Annotated in this window: 10 protein-coding genes; 4 read left to right on the top strand and 6 right to left on the bottom strand. The window is 64.2% G+C overall.

Translation table 11 applies throughout. The annotated features are described in order from the left end of the window. Positions 1-33: 33 nt before the first annotated feature. Together HL189_RS02025 and HL189_RS02020 are read right to left on the bottom strand one after the other, a co-directional pair. Positions 34-327, bottom strand: a complete 294-nt coding sequence (locus tag HL189_RS02025) for a hypothetical protein (RefSeq protein WP_369132031.1) — start codon at positions 325-327, stop codon at positions 34-36. 96 nt (positions 328-423) lie between these two features. Further along, the gene (locus HL189_RS02020) at positions 424-573 is read right to left on the bottom strand and encodes a hypothetical protein (protein ID WP_369132030.1); all 150 of its coding nucleotides are present in this window, start codon (positions 571-573) and stop codon (positions 424-426) included. Positions 574-1,709: 1,136 nt separating this feature from the next. Here HL189_RS02020 and HL189_RS02015 point away from each other — a divergent pair. The 3 genes from HL189_RS02015 (at position 1,710) to HL189_RS02005 (ending at position 5,009) form a co-directional block, all read left to right on the top strand. Next, positions 1,710-2,057, top strand: a complete 348-nt coding sequence (locus HL189_RS02015) for a hypothetical protein (protein ID WP_369132029.1) — start codon at positions 1,710-1,712, stop codon at positions 2,055-2,057. A gap of 277 nt (positions 2,058-2,334) precedes the next feature. Continuing rightward, the gene (locus tag HL189_RS02010; RefSeq protein ID WP_369132028.1) at positions 2,335-3,699 is read left to right on the top strand and encodes a DUF5655 domain-containing protein; all 1,365 of its coding nucleotides are present in this window, start codon (positions 2,335-2,337) and stop codon (positions 3,697-3,699) included. Between the two features lie 416 nt (positions 3,700-4,115). Then, positions 4,116-5,009, top strand: a complete 894-nt coding sequence (locus HL189_RS02005) for a hypothetical protein (RefSeq protein ID WP_369132027.1) — start codon at positions 4,116-4,118, stop codon at positions 5,007-5,009. Positions 5,010-5,334: 325 nt separating this feature from the next. Here the strand turns inward: HL189_RS02005 and HL189_RS02000 are convergent, their stop codons facing one another. Then, a complete protein-coding gene (locus HL189_RS02000) occupies positions 5,335-5,679 on the bottom strand; it encodes a hypothetical protein (protein ID WP_369132026.1) in 345 nt (114 codons plus the stop codon). 343 nt (positions 5,680-6,022) lie between these two features. On the opposite strand from HL189_RS02000, the gene HL189_RS01995 reads away from it, so the two are divergent. After that, entirely contained in the window at positions 6,023-6,397 is a 375-nt protein-coding gene (locus HL189_RS01995) for a hypothetical protein (protein WP_369132025.1), read from the top strand. 252 nt (positions 6,398-6,649) lie between these two features. On the opposite strand, the gene HL189_RS01990 is transcribed toward HL189_RS01995, so the two are convergent. The 3 genes from HL189_RS01990 to HL189_RS01980 form a co-directional block, all read right to left on the bottom strand. After that, the gene (locus HL189_RS01990) at positions 6,650-8,005 is read right to left on the bottom strand and encodes a hypothetical protein (RefSeq protein ID WP_369132024.1); all 1,356 of its coding nucleotides are present in this window, start codon (positions 8,003-8,005) and stop codon (positions 6,650-6,652) included. Positions 8,006-8,306: 301 nt separating this feature from the next. Then, positions 8,307-10,637, bottom strand: a complete 2,331-nt coding sequence (locus HL189_RS01985) for a class I SAM-dependent DNA methyltransferase (protein WP_369132023.1) — start codon at positions 10,635-10,637, stop codon at positions 8,307-8,309. Positions 10,638-11,053: 416 nt separating this feature from the next. Next, positions 11,054-14,323 carry a helicase-related protein gene (locus tag HL189_RS01980; protein ID WP_369132022.1) on the bottom strand — a complete coding sequence of 1,090 codons (3,270 nt, stop codon included), beginning with the start codon at positions 14,321-14,323 and terminating at the stop codon, positions 11,054-11,056. Between the last annotated feature and the right edge of the window lie 151 nt (positions 14,324-14,474).

Genomic DNA, 14,474 nt, shown 5'->3' with positions numbered 1-14,474 from the left:
CCCACTGGGATGGGGGCGCTGCTCCGCGATCGGCTACGCGTGGTTTCGACGACACCGGCCCACGATGATTGGGGCTCCGTCTCGCCATGTCGCTGTGACCGGGACCGAGGCTCCGAGGGAGGGGTGAGTCTCCTCCAGGAAGCTCACGTGCAGGTCGTCCTCGAACTGCACGATGCCGGGCTTGAGCGGCACCATCACGTCCGAACTCGCGTCGTGCGCGTGGAGCACCGTGACACCGAGGCCTCGCTCGCTGAGGAGCTCCAGCGCCGCGAGAACTGCCGGGTCAGCCATGGCGACGGTCAGGTCGGCAACACCGCTGCGGGTCATGTCCTACCTCCGTGTTGATGGTTAAGGATCGAGCCGCTGACGTCCTCCAGGAGCGGGTGTCGGACGTCAGCGGCTCGACCGGGGAGTCACGACCTACTACTTGAGGCCGTGCTTCTGCTCGAGCCGGCGGGCGGCCTCCTGGGCCGCGGCCTGCTCCGCGGCCGCGGTGCCGCTTAGGCTGCTGGCCAGGGCGTCCTTGGCCGCCTGGTCCTCGGCGGGGTTACGAGGCGTGGGGTAGTCGCTCATGGGATCACCTCCTCCGATGTCTGGAAGGAACGGGATGACGCCCCTCTTGGTGTCCCGCAGCTCCAGCACTCAAGGGCAAGTCGACGCTGGCCCATCTACCTGTCAAGAAATGAGTCGAGCAGCGGGCACGTCGGGTACACGACCGCTATGGCGAGTCCGCGTGGCCGGCCTCCGAGCTACAGGGTGCCGACTAACGAAACCCAGGCGGTTCAGTACCTCCTGCGCATCTCCCGCGAAGATCACTGTGCTCGCGCCGAGGTAACGCCGGAGGCCTTCGCCGCCGAGTTGACTCGGCGACTCCCGCCCACCGCCGCCCCGGTCAAGCCCTATCGGTGGACCCGCTGGGAGATGGGAACCCAGGAGTTGCCGACGTTCGAGAGGGTCCAGGCCCCTACGCTCGGACGACTGGCAACACACACCTCCTCGCCGCTGCGGTAGCTGCGCGGGTCCAGCGAAGGCGAGGCCCGTCCGTCCTGGCCATCGTCCCGATGGGGCGAGCTGAGCAACTGGCGTTCGAGCCCTCCAGGCTCAGCTCAGCCCAGCCACAGGAGTTGCTGGCCGCTGCCGAATTCACTGTCCTAGCGGGCGTGCGACGGTTGAGCACCGTCACCGTCGGAGGGCTGGTCCAGCTCACGATGGCGCGGCGTGGCACGACAGCCCAGTGTGCAGGAGCGGGACTGCTCACCGTTAGCCAAGATCTTGACGGCCGCCGGAGGCTCGCTCTGACCGCCCGAGAGCACACGGGTGATGGACACGATCACCTGCTCGAACTTCTACCGTCGGCCCCGTCGATTGATGCGCTGCACACGATCTGGTGGGTGCTGCAAAACGATCCCGAGCAGGTCTGTAAGCAACAGGCAGTGAAGGCTTGGGCGGCTCTTCGAAACGAACCGTGGGTCGCTCGAACCCCGTGGTCCGAGAAGATCCCACGCCTCTTGACTCAGGTGGCCGAAGGGGCGCCGCCGCAGGACTTGGCCTTAAAGGTGCTGCTAGGTCACCTCGGGGCCAAGAGACCAGGTCCTCGGCCAGATGACGACGCACACGTCCCGACGCGCGTTCCACGCATCGTCAACGACCAAGTCAGCGGCGTGGCGTCCCGAGTGTGCGGCGCCGTGCGCGGCAGGCACCAAGCGGCCTTGACCGACACCGTGCTGCCCGAACTGGTGCGACGCGCCCTGCTGCCGACAACCCTTCCCGTCAAACGCCGCCAAGCGCGGACCCTGCTGGGCGCGTCGCCCTACCGCTCAACCCTCGCGGAGGCGCTGCGGGCCGAGATGGCACACCCTCTCGTCGAGCCACTGCGGCACCCGCTGGGTCGGCTGCTGGGTTCCGTGGGTGATAAAGGCACGCTCGCCACCCTTTCTGCGGGACTAAGCACCGCGCCCAGCACTCCGGCCGAGCATACGTACGCCGCGATCGCCAAGGTCGCCATGGCGGCGAGCAGCGGCGGGCTCCCCCCGCGGCACAGTGACATGTCCGCGTGATCGTCGGCTGACTGTCTCAGGCAACACGAGGAGCCACACGTAACCACGCGGCATTGGTAATGGTGTGTTGAGCCCAGTCCGGCCGGTCGGCCATGCTTGGCGAGGCGACGGCGGCTGAGGCTCCGTCGTCCGATCGAACTGAGGTGAACCTCATCCGGCGGCTTGCGGACTTTGCAGCGCGGCCTACTCAATGTCACCTGGCGGCCCGCTCAAGGACACCGCTCAAGGACTCCCAGGCTACGGTGACCAGAACTGCCCGCTGACCGACGGGAGCGACTTGAACGGCGAGTTCGTCTTCACCGTCAGAGGCTCCGCCGCGGCCGCCGCCCGTCCGATCGGCCTGGCTGACGCCGGGCTACGAGAGCGTCAGCACCTCCAGGAATGGGTCATCGCCCATCCGGAAGTGCTTGGCCCATCAGTGAAGATTGTCTCCTTCGAGTTCGGCCAGTGGATCGGCTACACGGGGGAAAAGGAGAAGGACCGACTCGACGTCCTAGCCCTCGACGCCGACGGGCGACTCATCGTCGTCGAGCTCAAACGCGATAAGGCCCCGGACACCGTTGAGATGCAGGCGCTCAAGTACGCCGCTCTCGTGTCCCGATTCACCCGGGATACCCTCGACGCCGTTCATGCTCAATTCCTGTCGAAGAGAACCGGCACCCCGGTCAGCGTTGAGCAGGCCGCAGCTGAACTCGACTCCTGGGCCACCATTACCGAGGAATCGCTGCGGTTGCCGAGCATCGTGTTGATGGCCTCGGACTTCCCGCAGACGGTTACCGCCACCGTCGTGTTCCTGCACCAGCAGTTGAGCTTAAACATCAAGCTGCTGGCCTTCCAGGCCTACCAGACGACGAACGACGTCCTCATCACCGTCTCTCAGCACTACCCGCCGCCGGGCATCGAGGAGTTTGTTCTCTCCCCGGAGGTAAGCGAGCAGCAGCAGGCCAAGAGCACTAAGCAGAACAAGCAGCGGGAGCTCACCACGGTTGCCCGGCTCATTAGCGCCGACATCCTAAGCCCAGGCGAACGCCTGGCGTTCCAGGCACCGTCAGCCGACCTCCAAGAACAGATGGCGGACTGGCTCGACGCCGCACCCGGTCGCCGCACCGCTACCTGGCAAGAAGATGCCGCCGCTCCACTGGTTTGGGAGGCGGACGGGCGGTCCTACTCGCCCACCGGACTGGCGCAACGCATATTGGCGGAGGCCGCGGGGCGAACCACCAAGGTGCAAGGCCCCCTGTACTGGGTCAACGAGACCGGTCGGACCCTCGTAGACCTCGCCGGGACCCTCCCGCCAGCGGAGGACGTGCCCCTGGACGTGCACACCTCCCGGCTCACCCCCGAGATGAAGCCACTGTTCGATGCACTCGACCAGGCGGTCCGCGCCATCGGCCCGGACGTCAGATTGATCTCTCGGCAGAAGTCCCTCAAGTACTACCGGGACCGAAAGATGTGCGATCTCGGCATCGCGAGTGACCACCTAAGCACCTACATCGGTGGGCTCAGTATCGCCCAGCACCCCGTCGGCGGAGTAGTCGCGAGTGGTACGCCGCGCTATATCCATGCTCAGATCCGCACGGCCGACGAAATCCCACACGTGGTCGCACTGCTGAGAGAGGCCTACGACAAGCAAGGCGAGTGATTCGCCGGTCGGTCCCGCTAAATGAGCGATACGCGGCAGCGTCGGAAACAGACGGACGCTTGAGGCTCCCTGTCAGGTGCGTAGCCACACCTGTACAGATCGACATAAGTGGTCGCCGCCTTAGATTCGAAGGTGAGCGATCCACCGAGCCGAGGCACCTAATCGCAACGCGAGCGAAGAGACGTGCGCCGGACCCGAAATAGCGCCTCCACCTGCAAACTAGGCACATGAAGTGGTTTGGGCAGCCCCGCAAAACGGACAACCTTGGAGGTGTCGACGTCACCGTGGCTGGTTCGGCGGCGTTCCGCGAACAGCCGTTGGCCGGCTGCCGGTGTGGGTGTGGGGAGCAGGTCGGACGGGGAGCCCTGTATCGACCAGGGCATGACGGTCGGCACGTTGGCCAGGTCGGCCGGGCCATGGTGGAGGCGGGGGCGGAAGACCCGGACCTGCTGGCCGAGCTGCCGAGCGAGGCGCTGCAGGCGCAGGCCCGGGCGATGCTGAACCCGTCCGCGTCCGGGGGCCGGCTGCAGCCGCAACGCACGGTCGCTGTCGACGTCACAGAGGCTGGTCCGGCATCGTCCCGCGAACAGCCGTTGGTTGGCAGCTGCCGGTGTGGATGTGGGGAGCAGGTCGGACGACGCTCCAACTATCGACCGGGGCACGACGCCCGGCACACTTCTCAGATCGGCCGGGCGATGATCGCGGCAGGAGCGGAGGACCCGGTCCTGCTGGCGGACCTGCCGAGCGAGGCCCTACGGGAGAAGGCCCGTGCCATGCTGGCGAACCGTTCGCCGACGCGAGGTCTGCTGCAGCCGCAGAGCGAGCCCGTGCGCCGCAGCCCGCGAGTGAAGCCGGCTGTGGAGTCCGAGGCGCTGCCCGTGCCGCCGGGAGACTCATCCGAGCAGCAAGGCGCCGAGGCGGTGATGCTCGCGGCGTTGGGCGAGCGACTCGGAGTGACGTTGACGCCGACGCAGCTGCACCTACCGGACGGATCCCGCGTAGCGGTCGACGGGATCAGCACCAACCCGGCCGTGCTAGTTGAGGCGTGGGCGCATCAGGGGTCGACGAAGCCGGCGCAGCGGAACAAGGTCCTGGCGGACGCGCTGAAGCTCGTGTACGTCGCGTCCCAGTTGCAGGGAGGGCACCGCAAGGTGCTGTGCCTGAGCGACGCGGAAGCTGCCCGACCGTTCTTGGGGCGGTCCTGGTACGCGGGGGCGCTGCGCTCCATGGACGTGGAGGTCGAGGTCGTCCCGCTTGCGGAGGAGTGGCGGGAACGTGTTCTCAACGCCCAGGCTCGGCAGTACCGCTAAGCCCACCTCCGGAGTCCTCGGGCCACTCACATCTCGGCCCGCCGAAGGTCGCCGCTATGGGCGCTGAGGCTCTCACTGACCGTGATGATGCTGACGACGTAGCGTCCACCGTCTGCGGCATGTGGCTGGTGACATGACTCTGGTGGTTCGCGCTCTCACCAATATGGGCCGCCTCGTCAGAGAAGGCCTATCTGAATCTGGCGGACGGGCCTACTTCATCGACGGCTAACGCGGCGACGACATCCGCCTCCTCTTCAACGCGGAAAGCCAGCGAGAGGCTGACCTCCGGGTGCCTCGCGACGGCTGATAATGCGATGACCCAGAGTTACCAAAGAATCGTTAGGTTAGCCCGCAGATTGCAGCCTGGACTCTGGCTGCCGACCTCCAGAATGTCCACGGTCACCACGCCGCCCGGCGGTACCACGGCATCAATGTCACCAGAGCTGTCCTGCGCCGACCCGGTATGCAACCGAAAACGTCTAACCATCTGTCCATCGATCTGGACCTCGGCCAGCACACCTGAGCCGGTTGGCGCATCGGCCGGTGTCGTCGAAAGCCACGCCGCGGCCAGCTTGGCGTCGGAGCCGCGTTCGTTGCGCCAGAACAGCACGCGGTCCCCGACGTCGACCGACCCGGTCTTGAGGGACTCCACACTCTCGAAGCTGCCCATAGCCATGCCGCAGAACGCTACGACACTGCGCGGACGGCCTACAGGGGGGGCAGCCTTTAGTTCGCCGGCGGCGACGCCACGGCTTAACCCATCCATGTGCCCGCCGTTCGAGAACAACGCGGCGAATGAGCGGGCCACCGCGCCATGCGCGGACAGGTCAAGTGCGGACGTCCCCCGCGTCGCGGCCGACGCACCGGCCGCGACGCCCGTCCCACGGGGTCCATCAGCGCCGCCAGGCGAGGCGCCCGACCGCCGCTACCGTCCGCACGGTGACGCGACCCGAGCCGCTCCCAGACACCTGGTACACCGCGACCTGCCGATGCTACGCGAGGTCGCACGGCGCGTGGAGGAAGGCGAACCACTCAGCAGCCGGGACGTCGCCGCTGCGCTCGGCCTGGACGTCGCCGTCGTCGGACGCGTGGGGCGCAGGCTGGCCGACGACGGGCTACTCACCAGCATATCCATGGGGCTAGCAAGCAGCACGATTGCCGTGTTCACCGAGGTCACAGCCAAGGGGCGCCGAGAAGTGGGCCAGTGGCCCAGCCCCGACGTCGCCGCCGACCGGCTCATGGCCGCCCTCGACCAAGCCATCGAACGCGCCCCTGAAGGCGAGCAGAGGACCTGGCTGCAGAAGGCCCGCAGCGGGCTCGTCGGGGCCGGCCGCGACGTCGTCGTCGACCTGACGGCCGCAATTATCTCCCGCCAAGTCGGCGCCTGACGATTGTCAAGTGCGCCGACTTCTACGTCCTGGTCGCAACACTGGCGCCCGTCTTCCTGTTGCCAGCCTGGGTCGCCCACTACCGCTTCGCGCTGAGCACCACCGACCGCGCCGATCCCGCCTGATATGGACCATGCTCCGGTTGATCACCGGGCAGCCGCAACTACTCAGCTCAACGTTGAAGCTCTACCAGCCACACTCAGCAACGGCTACGCGACCGCTCAATTCCAGCCGGCCGGGGCAGCCGACCACTCACTGCGAAGGGTTCCCCAGGAATCGCTCAATCACGGCCGACGAACAGCCTAGAACGCGGAGCATATGAGCACGGGTTACACGCTCCAGGATCTCTCCCGCCTTATGCAATTCGCGCGCATCATAACCACGATTCCCATGTGCGAGATCGTTTCGTACGACACGTAAGGCCGCAAGGACAGAGTCTGCCCGCTTGTCCTCTACCACCCCTCGCACTAGCTGCGTAGCTCCTAAGGCACCCTTCTGATCGATCGGCAAGGTAGACAGGCAATAGTTCAGCGCCGCATCCAAGCTCGACAGGGGTCTCTTGCCCAGGTTCTCCTTCAAGAACCGCCCATCTGCGGACGGGAGGTACGAGAGAGCGGATGCAGACAGCACCGCTGCACGGCGGTCCAGGTGTTGATCGACTCTGGCCTTCCAGTCCGCCCGCGTCTCGAAGCCATGCAACCCTTCGAGCGCCTGAATTAAGAGGAGATACTTCAGGCGGGGATGTTGGCGTCGATCTCCAATAAACGCCCCGTATGTTTCTAACAGCGGGTGATGTTCAGTGGATGCTTCCTGCCAACCCTTCAGCAACTGCAGCAGCGAAACCTCGTCCCGTCCGACATGGAAAGCAGCGGGTCTGCTCTGGACATCTTTGTACTGCGAAGCGAACGGCTCCTGAGTGATTCCAGAGGCGTAAACCTGAAGCGTCCTGAACGAGCGGGGTAATTCGAAGTCTGGGATCCCCGCGAGTTCCCTCAAGGAGGACTGTTGGTCGTCGAAATCCCGCCCCTCTCCGGCCAACTCAAGGTCGAAGTACGTGATCCGCTCCTCTTTCCCCGTAGCAAGACTGACCAATTGGCGGAGAGGCAGGAGCCAGCTAGACACCCACGCATCGAAGGTTATCGGCTTGGACGTCACGACGATCACTGTCGGACTGAAGGAGAGCTGGAATCCGAAACCGTCGGGAGCTGAGATCAGGCTGTCGAAGGAGTAGGTCACCTCGAGACCCGCTTCCGACCACTTCTGCGTGCTTTCGGGGACCCCATCGACCGACCAGGTGACGTTCAGGTAGGGCTCCGAGGACTGCGGGTACCTGTATGGCCCGAGAGGACCCTTGTGGGCCAGTGAGTCCAGATGCTCTATCTGCATTTTTGCGCTCGTGAAGCGCAATTCGGATCCATCGCCGACGTCAAGATCCCCAACGAGCGCCGCCCTGGCGTCGACGGCAGCCTGTCCGGGCGCCCACACGAGGATGCTGACCTCAAGCAGCGTGATGGACATTCCGCTTACAAGCTGGCCGCGCAGCACCGGGAGTTCCACCCGCTGCGGATAATTCACCGCGACGCCACCGCCAGCCGTTTCTTCAGCCACCGCGGGGACTCGCCCGTACATTGCTCCTCTCGGCTGCTGACCACTCCTCAACTCGATGTCGCCGGGCAGTTCCCTGTCCGGTTCACCCTGAACCGGCATGTACCAGGCGCACCTGTAATCCCCAGGGGCAAGCGAGACTTTGAGCGGAGTGCGTCCTGCCACTGCACGTGCCTACCTCACTGATGCGCTGTCGACCAACGTGGCCAGGTCCTGAGGCTTCACCGGTCTGCGGCACCGCGGCACGGCGGCACGGCGGGGGTCGCTGCGCCGTGTGCCGCGAACGCGATGGTGGTGTCTGGCCCTACCGGCGGGCGGTCAGTGCGGCGTAGGACTTAAACAGCGCCAGGGCACGATCCTCCTCGGAGGCGAAGGACCCGGACGGGAGGAAGACGGCGTCCACCGCCTGGTCGACTGCCTCATGCGCCCGTAGCAGCTCCGCCGGCATGGCCGTGCTGTAGAGCTGCGCTAGCGATTGACCTTCAAAGCGGGCACGAGCATCGACGACGAGCCTCGCGGCTGCCACCACCGCTGAGCGATTCTCAACCGAGACATGCGGAAGCGGGAAGGCGTCATAGGTAAAGGAGCGAGAGAACCGAAGTCGGGACTCGAGGCGACCTCCGACCGTCTGCATCCAGGTCATGAACATCGATGAAGACAGCACGCCGAACGCGAAGCCATCGGGATCAGATGCAACGTAGTTCAGGTTGCTTGAGATGACGTGCGAGTCGAAGTAGGCCGGAGTAAAGTATCGGCGCGACTCGCTGACAGTACTTGGGATGCATAGATAGTTCGTTTCCGGCTGAGCAATATGCCAGAACAGGTGGGGCTGCTCCGCCATGGCGACCGTATCTGGGTTGCGCGAGTCGAGGCGGGTCGTGCGACAACGCTCGATCCGATCCTGCAAGACGGGGCTACGCCTCAGGTCGGCAGGGTCGAGGTCCACGAGCCACAGACACCAACGCTTCTTGCCGTACAGCAGCTCGTCCGCCCCAACAATCGGACGCAGATACTTGGCCGCCACGGGGTCGGCGGCCACTTGCGTGTACTGCGCAGGGGAGACTAGCAACGCTCCGCCGTCATTCGGCATGGAGCCCAAGCCTGCAACGGGCATTTGCGGATTTAGCGGGCGTCCTGGCTTCGTGACCATGACAACTGGACCATCGACTAGGTAGGGATTGATGGTCCGAGCCTCGGTCAGCGTCCCAGGCCCCCCTGGACCATCAGGGTAGGTCCACAACATCGGCCTCGGCGTCGTGCGGCCACGGTCGAACCCAACGATGGACACGTGAACCGCCGCGCCGTCCTTGGCTTCCGTCGTCCACTTGAACGAGCGGTGGGCGAAACGGCATCGCCACCCAGCATCCAAGATGGGCTTCCACAGGGACGGGACTGGCTCGCCCTGAGAGATCGAGTTCGTCGATACGAAGGCCCAACGCCCCCGGTGGTGTCCGAAATACTGCAGAGCCTTGGCGTACCAGCTCGTAACAAAGTCGAGGTTGACATTGTATGCCTTGCCCCAGACAAGCTTCATATCCGCGGCCTGGGCAGGGGTGCGGTACTTACGTCCCACGAACGGCGGGTTCCCCACGACAATCACGTCATCGCTCGGCGGCAACACCGTCGCCCAATCAATCCGTAGCGCGTTTCGACGGTGGATCCCGGCGGCAATCTTAATCGGCAAACGGTCTGGCGACGTGCCGAACTCTTCTTCCATGGCCTGATTAGCCAAGTGGTCGACGAGCAGCATGGCGGTCCCCGCGATACGCGCGGGCCACTCATCGATCTCCACTCCAAAGAAGTGGTCCAGCGTCACTTTGACGTGCTGCGTAACGTCCAGCGTCATCTGGGAACGGTCCACCTTGCCGGTACGCACACCGGACATCTGATCCAGGTCGCGTCGACGGGTGAGAAGCCGCAGCTCGAGTGAACGCATCTCCTTATATGCAACGATCAGGAAGTTGCCGCAGCCACACGCAGGGTCCAGGATCCGCAACCGTCCGAGGTCGTTGTGCAAACGGGTCAACTGGGCCTTGTCATCCCACGCGGCATCGAGACGGTCATTCAATTCATCCAGAAACAGCGGGCCGATCGTCTTGAGGATGTTTTGTTCGGTGGTGTAGTGCTCGCCGCCGGTGCGGCGTGACTCCTTATCCTTGACTGTCTGGAACATTGACCCAAACACCGCCGGCGAGATGGTGCCCCAGTCGAACTCGCAGGCCTCAAGCAGAGCAGCCCGAAACTGGGGTGGCAGGACGGGCAAGGGAAGCGTCCCGTCAAAAAGTCCGCCGTTGACATAGCGGAAGACGGCATACGGGCTGTCCGCAGCAAGTCGTCGATCCTTGTCCGCTGTGTCTAAGACGTCGAACAAGCCGGTCAAGTCGGTGTGCAGAGAGCCTGGGGTGGTGTGTTGGACTAGATAGTTCTTGAAGAGATCCGGCTTGGATTTCCACATGCCGGTGTCATCCGCGAAGAGCAGAAACAGAAGTCGCGTCAACAGTAGGGTCGCCGCATCCTCGTCTACCCCAGCAGTTTCCAGCTCCGTATACAACGTGCCCATGAGTCGAGCTGCACGCACGGCTGCGGTCTCGGCTTGCGCGTCGAACGCACTGCGCATCCTGGCCAGGATCTCCACGAGGGAGGGGTCCTCGTCGAAGCCGATGGCGATAGCTCGAAGACATTCAACCAGGTGCGGATTGCTCTCCCCCACGGTGTGTGGGTGAACCATCAAAGAAGCGTTCGAACCCGATGCTCGCCCGCGCCGAGGCCAGCGCCACTCCTGACGGGTGCCATCAGAGAACAGGACAAGCCGCTCGTGGTTGTCTCGACCGATTTGCTCATCGACAGCCCGTTGGGTACGTCGATCGGGCAGCTCGTCACAAGCCCAAATGCGTAGACCTTTGTACCCAGCGACTTGCACCAGGGTTACGGAACGATCCCCAACGGTGTAGGTCTGAGGCGGCCTATCGGGATTGGACCAACCCAGCTCCTCAATGAACAGGCGAGTGAAGTCCCCAGCGTCGACGAGCTTGAGGAGAGGTGCGGTAGTCATCAACGGAGTCCCATGCTTGAAATAATTCGAACGGGGTCGCCCCCAACTCGAGCGCCCAGGACGAGCTGATTGTCTCGGTGGAGTAGTGATACTCGAGTAGCGAGATCCTGGTCGCTGACGCCATCTCGTATCGCCTTCCGCAGGCGGCGCTCAGCTTCGGAGGTCAGCGGATGGTCGTAGAGGGCGCCGAGCGCCTCGGAAGTGTCGGGGTCCTGAAGGCTGTTACCGATGCGGTTCCAGATCGTGCGGCGCACGCCGGTCAGCGAACCTGAGGCGCCCTGAGGCGCCGCCAGGGGCCCGCGTACGAGATTGAGCAAGAGTTCGTCATGGTCCTCACGCAGCGGGAGCCCGACCTCCTCTGGATGAGCTTCGAACGCGCGAAGGGCCTCCTGACCAGTGATCAGCCGCGTGGTCCCATCCGGTTCAGCGATGCCGAAGGCGTCCAGGTTCGACGTCGTCCGCACGAAACAAGCCACGCCCTCCGCCGCGTCGGTCGGGCGGCGAGCGCGAGTTGCGTCGACAAGGTCCGGCAGGCCAGCGATGCGAGCGGCCAAGGCTGGGTCATCCTTGGTCGCCGCCGTCCAGTACTGGTACGCCAGCGATGCTGCGTCGACCTCCCCCTCGTCGTCGGGGTCGTCCAGCGTGCCCGTATACAACTCGGCGATCTTGCGAGCCTCTTCAGCGGTGCCGAAGCCGTGCTCATCACCGAAGAACTGCTCGTCGGAACCGAAAGCCGCCGCATTTGCCTTCAGGCGATCGGCAATGCGGGAGCGCAGAGAGATCACCGCGTCCACCGATTCGTGGAAGAAGGAGTAGATGAGCACTTCGTCCGCGCTCTGCCCGATTCGGTCCACGCGCCCGGCGCGCTGAATCAGCCGGATGATCGCCCACGGCAGGTCGTAGTTGACGACTATGTGGGCGTCTTGCAAGTTCTGCCCCTCGGAGAGAACGTCGGTAGCAACCAAGACCCTCAGTTCCTGCGACGCTGGAAGAGGGTCCACCCCTGGGAGCGTGTTGGTTCGGGGCGCGAACCGGTGAGCTAGCGCGGTGGGGTTTTCACTGGTTCCGGTCGCCACGCCGACGGCGTCGATGCCGGCATCGCTAAGGGCCTTCTCGACGTAGGTGGCAGTGTCCTTGTACTCAGTGAAGATCAAGATCTTCTCGTCGGGATGGTCCACGGTAAGCAGCTTCACTAGCGCCGCCAGTTTGGAGTCGGTGGCGGTTGACCAAACACCGAACTCGTCCATCAGGGCCCGCAACAGCCTGGTGTCGTGTTCGAGATCCGCCTGTAGGTCCTTGTTGAAGAGAGCCGGGCGAACCCATGTCAGGCCCCGTGGGGCGGCCTGTTCAAGATCGGCGTAGCGCACGGCGGGATCATCTGTCGATGCTTGCTCGCTTACATCCGATTCAGTTGGGTCCGTGTCGCCAAGATGGATGTCGGCAACTGACCCGGTCGGGATAGGCAATCCCTGCTCGATGGCGTAAAGGAACAACTCGTTGCGAGCAATGTGCCGACGCAGGGAGACTAGGAACGAGTGCCCACTGGAGGAGAGGCGCTTATAAAGCGTAGTCCGGACGAAGCCAGCCACCCTGCCTCCCCCCAGCAGGACGTTCTCCACGAACTTCCGCTCGGCAGGCGAGTAAACAACGCCGGCGGCCAAGTATGAGGCCAGCTCATACCGGGGCAACTTCAGCCGTCTAATGCTGTCCAATGTCGCGTCCGACGCCATCACTGCCGCTGGGTCCGCAGGACCGAAGGAGTGCGTGACTGGTTTCGGCATCCGGGTGGGGAAAGTGAAGCGGCTCCCATCGCGGAACTCGAGGTACATCCGACCGTCGGTGTCCCGCTTCGCGTAATTGCGTTGAATAAAAGATCGTGTTCGGCGAACCAGATGCTCGCTCATCAGGCGTTTCCAATCCTCGGGGTTCTCCGAGCGGCGAAACGCTTCCAAAGTTGTGATCTTGCCGCCCACCTTGCGGAACAGATCCGGGTCAGCGGCCAGGGCCGCGATAGGGGATAGACCTAGGTCGTCGTCCGGACCCAGGTAGAGTCCGAGCTGGTTGGCCACATCAGCGAATCGGATGTTGTAGGGCGTCGCCGTCAGCAGGAGAACTCGGCAGTCATTCAGCGTCAGATAATCTTTGAGAGCTGCGTAGGCGCGGGTATCTTCATGGCGCAGGGTGTGCGACTCGTCAACAATGACGAACGCGTAGCGCCCTCGAAGCGCGGCCAAATCCGTATGAGCGCGACTGTAGGACACCACAGTTCCGCCATGGAGCCCGTACGCCTCTAGGTGCTCCTCCCACATGGACACCAGATTTTTCGGGCAGACCACTAGAGGCCTAAATCCGTGCTCGTCCCGCAGCATCAGCGCCACCGCCACCGCGGTCAGCGTCTTGCCAAGACCGACCACATCCCCGAGCATCGTGCCCCGCCGCGACATCACCCGCCGCGCCAATGTGCGCACGGCAGTGGCCTGGAACTCCAGGAGTTTTCCCGCGACCTCGCCGGGGACGGAGTACTCGGCTAGGCCCTCGCGGACGTCTCGCGAGAGGTCATAGCAGACCTTCAAGAACAAGTCGTATGGGCGCCTCGGCGTCGGGGTGGCCCAGGAGTCCTCCAGAAGCGCGAGGATGTCATCGGTCACTGCGTGGCTCCGATTGTCCTCCCACAGTTCCGCGAACCACTTCGCTAGATCATTCGCAGCTGCACCGTCAACGACATCAACATTCAGTTCGAGATTGCTCGTTAGCCCTGGAACGGTGAGATTGGAGGATCCGACGAATCCGACGATGGGGTTGTTTAGGTCGGATCGGTGGAAGACGTACGCCTTGCCGTGGAGCGGCTTACGAGTAAATACTTTCACCTGAACCGCGCCAGCCACAATGAGGTCGCGCAGGGACCGGAGGGTGGCTCGGTCCGCCGCATTTGGCATCCCTCGAGTGAGTTGCTCGCGCAGGTGCTCGACGATCTGCGCCTTGCGCTCCCGTGCGACAGCTCGGTCAGCTTCAGGCGTCGAGGTGCCGTCCAAGGCCTGCTGAAGTTCGGTGAGGGCCGCCTCCTGGGCCGTAGGCATGACCATCCCGATCAGGATTCGGACGATGGGCGCCCCTGGGGTGCCAGCCTTCGCGGTGACTAGGTCGTCAAAGGTCCGCCAGCCTCGGAGGTTGAAGTACCCGACCGCAACGTCCATCCGGTCGAAGTCCGCCAGCGTCTGCCGCAGATGCGGACCAAGGTCCAGCCGGATGTTGTCGAAGATGCGCGTCACGGGCTGCATCTTGACCCACGGCTGCCGGAGTTCGACCTATCGACGTGCGGTTGTGGCGGATGGGTACGGCAAGGACCGGCCGCAGGTCTGGCAGCGGCTGCCTCCCGGCGCGAGGATCACCGCGGCAAGAATGAGGCGAGGGCGGAGCAGC

The sequence above is a fragment of the Modestobacter sp. I12A-02662 genome, assembly GCF_041028325.1.
In the GTDB taxonomy this organism is placed as follows: Bacteria; Actinomycetota; Actinomycetes; order Mycobacteriales; family Geodermatophilaceae; genus Modestobacter.
The sequence above is the reverse complement of the archived record's forward strand: the minus strand, read 5'-3'. Positions and strand labels throughout refer to the sequence as shown.